General features: G+C 79.4%; 4 protein-coding genes. 1 reads left to right on the forward strand and 3 read right to left on the reverse strand.

Features of this window, described 5'->3' with window-relative positions:
• The first annotated feature begins 68 nt into the window (after window positions 1-68).
• On the forward strand, window positions 69-1,565 hold the full coding sequence (locus GTR00_RS15105; protein ID WP_323132503.1) for a carboxylesterase/lipase family protein: 1,497 nt from the start codon (window positions 69-71) through the stop codon (window positions 1,563-1,565).
• Window positions 1,566-1,599: 34 nt separating this feature from the next.
• Here GTR00_RS15105 and GTR00_RS15110 read toward each other — a convergent pair whose 3' ends face one another.
• From GTR00_RS15110 to GTR00_RS15120, 3 genes are all read right to left on the reverse strand, one after another.
• Window positions 1,600-2,232 (reverse strand): GNAT family N-acetyltransferase, encoded by a 633-nt coding sequence (locus tag GTR00_RS15110; RefSeq protein WP_323132504.1) that lies wholly within the window; start codon window positions 2,230-2,232, stop codon window positions 1,600-1,602.
• Window positions 2,220-3,770: a CYTH and CHAD domain-containing protein gene (locus GTR00_RS15115; RefSeq protein WP_166612424.1), complete on the reverse strand. Its 1,551-nt coding sequence runs from the start codon at window positions 3,768-3,770 to the stop codon at window positions 2,220-2,222. The genes GTR00_RS15110 and GTR00_RS15115 overlap by 13 nt, the downstream gene beginning before the upstream one ends.
• 87 nt (window positions 3,771-3,857) lie before the next feature.
• Window positions 3,858-4,511, reverse strand: coding sequence for a class I SAM-dependent methyltransferase (locus tag GTR00_RS15120; protein WP_323132505.1), 654 nt, complete (start codon window positions 4,509-4,511; stop codon window positions 3,858-3,860).
• Between the last annotated feature and the right edge of the window lie 87 nt (window positions 4,512-4,598).

A 4,598-nucleotide genomic window follows, 5' to 3' on the forward strand; every position in this document is an offset into this window, starting at 1 on the left:
GGGCGGGAGGATGCCCGGGGCAGGGGGTGCGCGCCCCCGCGCGCCCCGCGGAACCCGAGGAGAGCACCGTGAGCACCGCCCCCGAGGTCAGCACCCGTTCCGGCCGCCTGCGCGGCGTGCAGCGCCCGGGCTCGGCGGCCTTCCTCGGCGTGCCGTTCGCGCGGCCGCCGGTGGGTCCGCGCCGGTTCGCCGCGCCGGTCCCGGCGGAGCCGTGGGAGGGGGTGCGCCCGGCCGTCGCGCACGGGCCGACCCCGCAGCGCGTGCCGTTCGGCCCGGTCACCACGATCCCGGAGCCGTCGGTGCCGGGGGAGGCCACCCTCAACGTGGACGTGTTCACGCCCGCGCCCGGGGACCGCTCGGCGCTGCTGCCGGTGCTGGTGTGGGTGCACGGCGGCGGGTACTTCGCCGGTTCGCCGGCCAGCCCGTGGTACGACGGCGCGGCCTTCAACCGCGACGGGGTCGTCACGGTGAACGTCTCGTACCGGCTGGGTTTCGACGGGTTCGGCTGGGTGGGGGGCGCGCCGCTGAACCGGGGCCTGCTGGACCAGCTCGCCGCGCTGCGCTGGGTGCGCGAGAACGTGCGCGACTTCGGCGGCGACCCGGACCGGGTGACGGTGGCCGGGCAGTCCGCCGGTGGCGGCAGCGTCCTGTCGCTGCTGGCCTCGCCGCCGGCGGCGAGGCTGTTCCGGCGGGTCGTCTCGCACTCCTCGGCGACCTCGGACCTGCCCCCCGCGCTCGCGGAGGAGGCCGGGCGCCGCTTCGCCGCGCACTTCGGGGTCACCCCGGACCTGGCCGGGTGGCGCTCGGTGCCGGAGGCGGAGGTGGTGGCCGCGGAGCGGGGGTTCAACGCGGTGCCGGGGCGCGCGCCGCGCGACGGCGCCTCCCCGGACGTGGCCGCGGCGCTGCGCGCGGCCCGCGCGGGCGCCTCGGTCCTGGCCTCGATGGCGTTCACGCCCGTCGTGGACGGGGTGGTGCTGCCCTCGGACGTGGCGACGGCGCTGGCGGGCGGGGCCGGCGCGGACGTGGAGGTGCTGATGGGCACCACCCGCGACGAGTTCGCGGTGCCGGCAGCGGCGGGCGCGCAGGAGGTGGTGCGCGACCTGGTCGCGGCGGGGGTGGACGACGAGGGCGTGGCCGCCTTCCGCGCGGACGTCGCCCGCACCGGGGAGCGGTTCGCGGCGAACCGGGCGCTGGTGGCCGCGGGGTTCCGGGCGGAGCTGGTGCGCCTGGCCGCGGCCCGCGCGCGCGGCGGGGCGGGGGCGCGCACCTGGCTGTTCGACTTCGCGGAGCGCTCGCCGGTGGAGGGCGTGGCGGCGCACTGCCACGACCTGCCGTACGCGTTCGACCTGCTGGGCGCGCCGGGCGTGGCGCGCGTGCTGGGCGAGCACCCGGACCAGGCGCTGGCGGACCGGGTGCACGGGCACTGGGTGCGGTTCGTGCGCGAGGGCGCTCCGCCGTGGCCGGCGGCGGGCGCCTCGCCGCTGGGGGCGCAGCGCTACGGCGACGGCAGCGCGTTCGACCCGCGCGCGTACGTGCTGGACGCGCAGGTCGCCGGGCTCGGCTGACGCGCCGGGCCCGGCGCGTCAGCCGAGCCCGGCGTCACGGGGCGGGCCGCCAGGACAGCCCGAGCCGGCCGCGCAGGCCGCTGCGCACCGCCGGCCACTCCCCCTCCACGATCGAGAACACCACCGTGTCGCGGTAGCTGCCGTCGGCCCACAGGACGTGGTTGCGCAGCACCCCGTCCTGCTTGGCGCCCAGCCGGGCGATGGCCGCGCGCGACCGGTGGTTGTGCCAGTGGGTGCGGAACTCCACCGCGATGCAGCGCAGCTCCTCGAACGCGCGGGTCAGCAGCAGCAGCTTGGCCTCGGCGTTGACGCCGCTGCCCTGCGCGGAGGGCGCCAGGAACGTCGAGCCGATCTCCAGGCGGCGGTTGGCGGGGTCGAGGTTCATGTAGGTGGTGGCCCCGCACACCTCGCCGGTGTCCAGGCGCCGCAGCGCCCACGGCGCCATCGCCCCGGCGCGCTGCAGCGCCAGGCGGCGCTCCACCTCCGCGGCGACGTCGTCGGGCGCGGGGATGCGCGTGTACCAGGTGCGGTGCAGGTCGCCCTCGGCGACGACGCGCCGCAGGCCCTCGACGTGGCGGGCGCCGAGGGGTTCCAGGGCGACGCGCTCGCCGGACAGCGCGACGGGTTCGGCGAACGCCGCGGCGCCCGGCGTGCTCAGCTCATCCACTTGCGCAGCTTCTTCCGGTTCGCGGTGTCCCACGCCTCGTCCAGGTCGTGGCGGGCCACGGCGGAGCGGACCTCCTCCAGGGCGTGCACGCGGCCCAGGACGAAGGCGCCCTCGCCGGCCTCGGGCACCAGCCCGGCCAGCACGGCGCGGGCGGCGACGGTCTCCTCGTGCTCGACGAGGACGTCCACGAGCTCCTTGAGCGCGTCGGCGTACTCCTCCACCTCGTCGCCGCGCAGCGGCACCACGACGGCGGCGGCGGCGCGGGCGTCCTCGGCGGCGCGGCGCAGCCGCACCAGCGGGTCGGCGGCGGGGTCGTCGGCGGGCACGTCGGCGTCCTCGCCGTCGGGGTCGACGTCGCGCTGGGCGTTCTTCACGGCCCGGTGCGCGTCGGCGGCCAGGGGCAGCAGCACCTTGCGCGCCGCGCGGGAGGCCTCGCCGGTCAGGGCGGGGTCGGCCACGAACGCCTCCAGCGCGGAGACCAGGGCGCGGTAGCGCTCGGAGTCCAGGGCCTGCAGGACCGCGGCCTGCGCGGCGGCGTGGCGCTCGCCGAGCAGCGCGCGCACCCGCTCGGCCACCGCGGCGGGGTCGCCGACGCCGGAGCCGGCGACGTGGCCGGCGGCCTCCTCGTCGAGGTCGGCGAGGAGGCGCTCGGTGAGGACCTCCGCGTCGCGGGCGCGGGTGAGCACGTCGGTGAGCCAGTCCAGCTCGGCGACCAGCGCGTCGCGGGGGGCGTCCTCGAACAGGGGGGCGCAGGCGCGCAGCACGCCGCCGAGGCGGCGGGTGGCGCTGCGCAGGGCGCGCACGGCGCCGGGGGCGTCGATGCGGGCCAGGGGGTCCTGGGCGAGCAGGCGGCTGACGTCGTGGGCGAGCTGGCCGAGCACGAGGGCGCCGGCGGAGTCGCCGTCGGCGGTGCCGGCGGGCTCGCCGGTCTCCTCGGGGCCGTCCAGGACGGTGCGCAGCTGCTCGGTGCGGTCGGACTCCTCCGCGCCGCGCTCCTCCCAGGCGGTGCTGATGGCGTCCAGCAGGTCGCGGCGGCCGTCGACGACCTCGGCCTGCCACTCCCCCCAGGTCTGCGCCAGGGAGTCCTCCGGCACCAGCGGGCGCGCCTCGACGCGGCGGGTGGTCAGGCGGGCCACGACGACGCCGTCGGCGTCGAGCAGGTCGCGCTGGACGGCGTCGGTGGTCAGCTGCAGCACCGGCCCCAGGGTGCGCCCGCGCGCCGCGGCCCACGTGAGCCGCTGCAGCGCAGCCGGTGCGGTGCGCACGGCGCGGCCCAGGGCGTGACGCACCTGGTGGGTGCGCGGGCCGCGGCCGGGCAGCTCCAGGACCCAGCCGCGCGGGGAGTCGCCGGTCTGCCGGCGCACCGAGGCGCCGGCGGCGGCCAGGGCCAGGTCGGCGGTGTCGTAGTGGGTCTCCTCGCTGCGCACCTGGCGCCGCTCGCCCACGTCGGCGACGCCGGGCAGTTCACCGCCACCGGGCGCCTCGTCGGCCGACGGGGCGAGGTAGGTGCGGGTCAGGGCCAGGCGGGGGGACGGCATGGTCAAGAGAACTACCACGAAGCGCGCCGGGCGCGGTCCCCCGCGCCGGGACCGGCACCGTCCCGCCGCCGCACGCGCACCGCCCGCTCAGGCGGGGCGGCGCAGGTGCAGCACGCCGTCGGCGACGGCGGCGCGCTGCCCGTCGGGCCCCTCGACCTCGCGCTGGAGCAGCTCCTCGCGCAGCACCTGCCACCCGGCGGTGGCGGGGGCGAGCACCTCGCGCACCTCGGCGGGGGCGGGCAGGTCGACGTGGCGCTCGGCGTGGGCGGCGCCGCCCCACGGCGGGACGGTGACGTGGCCGACGACGACGAGGGAGCCGCCGGGCGCGACGAGGCCGGCGGCGCGGCGCAGCACGTCGTCGCGGTCCAGGTGCGCGAAGGAGTGCAGGAAGGAGGCGGCGACGAGGTCGAAGGCCCCGGCGGGCAGGGAGGCGCCGAGGTCGTGCTCCTCGAAGCGCGCCCGGTCGGCGAGGCCGGCGGCGGCGGCGCGGGCGGCGCCGCGGGCCAGGGCGGTGGGCGAGACGTCGGCGCCGGTGGCGCGCCAGCCGCGCGAGGCCAGCCAGACGACGTCGCCGCCCTCGCCGCAGCCGAGGTCGAGGGCGGTGCCGGGGGCCAGGTCCTGCACGGCGCGCACGAGGGCGTCGTTGGGCCGCCCGCTCCAGCGCCCGCCGGCGGCGGCGTACATGCCCTCCCACAGGGCGCGGGCGTCGGGGGCGTCGAGGTCGAAGTCGTGGGTGCTCACGGCGGCATCGTGCGCGCGGCCCGGCGGGCCGTCGAGGTCCCGTGCCGTTCCGGCAACACCGCCCCCGTCCCCTCCCCGCCCCGGGGG

Origin of the sequence: Kineococcus indalonis (assembly GCF_009906395.1) — a bacterium.
GTDB classification, from domain to species: domain Bacteria; phylum Actinomycetota; class Actinomycetes; order Actinomycetales; family Kineococcaceae; genus Kineococcus; species Kineococcus indalonis.